Consider the following 1,357-nt stretch of genomic DNA (forward strand, 5'->3'; position numbering starts at 1 on the left):
AGACTCCCTCCAGAAAGGTTAATCTAACAATGGTTTGAGGCAGATATGACTAGAGAAAAATATATTTTTATAACGTGTATTCATGTTATTTTCCCTATTATTGTATAGAAAAGGAAGTGAGGCAGACGCTTCGCTAATCGATGAAGGGAATATCATCCAGCTAGAACTATGTGGTGCTTACTTTGGCTCTGCTTTTCTTATGAGGACGCACCCTCCCATGTCTCTTAGCGTCGCGCGCTCACGTTCCTTCGTTGGGTCTCTTCATAAGGCAGAGTCGGTTTTATGCTCCTACATGGACTCAAGGTCGAAAGTCTTCGTTAATAACCGATTCTCTACGTCACGATTTTTTTTAACTCCCTTATGAAGCGAGGGGGGATTTTGCTTGAAGAGGACGGCAATCTTTCCTCATTCGTTCCGCGTCAAACGCCACCTTGTGGTGACTTACCCCCCAAAAGACTTTTAATAGCTTATTACACAGAACGACCATGGCCTGCTTCCTTTTAAGCGGATTTTCACTTCTTGTAATGTAGTGCTCAAGCAGGTCCGTGAAGGGTTGGCTATGATGAATGAGCGTGCTCACCGCTTTGAAGAGAAGATCACGTAAGCGACGCCTTCCTCGTTTAGAGAGGCTCTTTCGTCCTTGATGTTGGCCAGAAGAGTTCTCACGTAACGTCAATCCCGCTAATTTTATGAGTTGGCGTGGATGACTATAGTTGGTGAGAGGCCCTGTTTCAGCCAGTAAATCGCAGACCATCTCTTCACTAATGCCAGGGATGGAGATTAAATGCTCGTACGCTTTGATTTCTCGAGCGAGCTCCCGCATCTTTTCTTGTGTTTCTTCTAGCGCTTGACAGACCTGTTCATACCGAGCGATGAGACATTGAATCTCGACCTGCGCAAACATTGTCCCTTCAGTTAATCCAATGGACTGAGACGCTAATGTTTGCACGTTGTGTACTTTTTTTCGTGAAGGGCACTTGAATGCTTCTTTTTGTTTGACCTCTGATAGAAAGGATTCGACATGAAGATCGTGCCACTGCTCGGGTAAGGGATGGTACTTTAAAATGCAGACCAGGGTTTTTCCTATCTTTTTAAATGCCGAGCCTAATAATTCGGGAAAGTAACGGTCAACCCAGCGGATGATCTGATTTTTCAAACGCGCTCTCTCTTTTTTCAATTGGTCCCGATAGACCGCTCCATTACGGAGTTCAGCTTCAACACCGACCAGAATGCGTGGTGAGTTAAAATACCCTTGCGTGACCATTCTCGCAATCACACGGGCATCTTTCTTATCATTTTTCGTTTGCAGGTTATCCTCAAACTCCTTTGCGCGATTGACGTGCAACGGACTGACCAT

General features: G+C 45.1%; 1 protein-coding gene. It reads right to left on the reverse strand.

The features are described from left to right. Window positions 1-358: 358 nt before the first annotated feature. A partial coding sequence (locus FN960_RS20650; RefSeq protein ID WP_143850756.1) for an IS110 family RNA-guided transposase occupies window positions 359-1,357 on the reverse strand: 999 nt, incomplete at its 5' end.

The sequence above is a fragment of the Alkalicoccobacillus porphyridii genome (assembly GCF_007293315.1).
Lineage (GTDB): Bacteria > Bacillota > Bacilli > Bacillales > Bacillaceae_D > Alkalicoccobacillus > Alkalicoccobacillus porphyridii.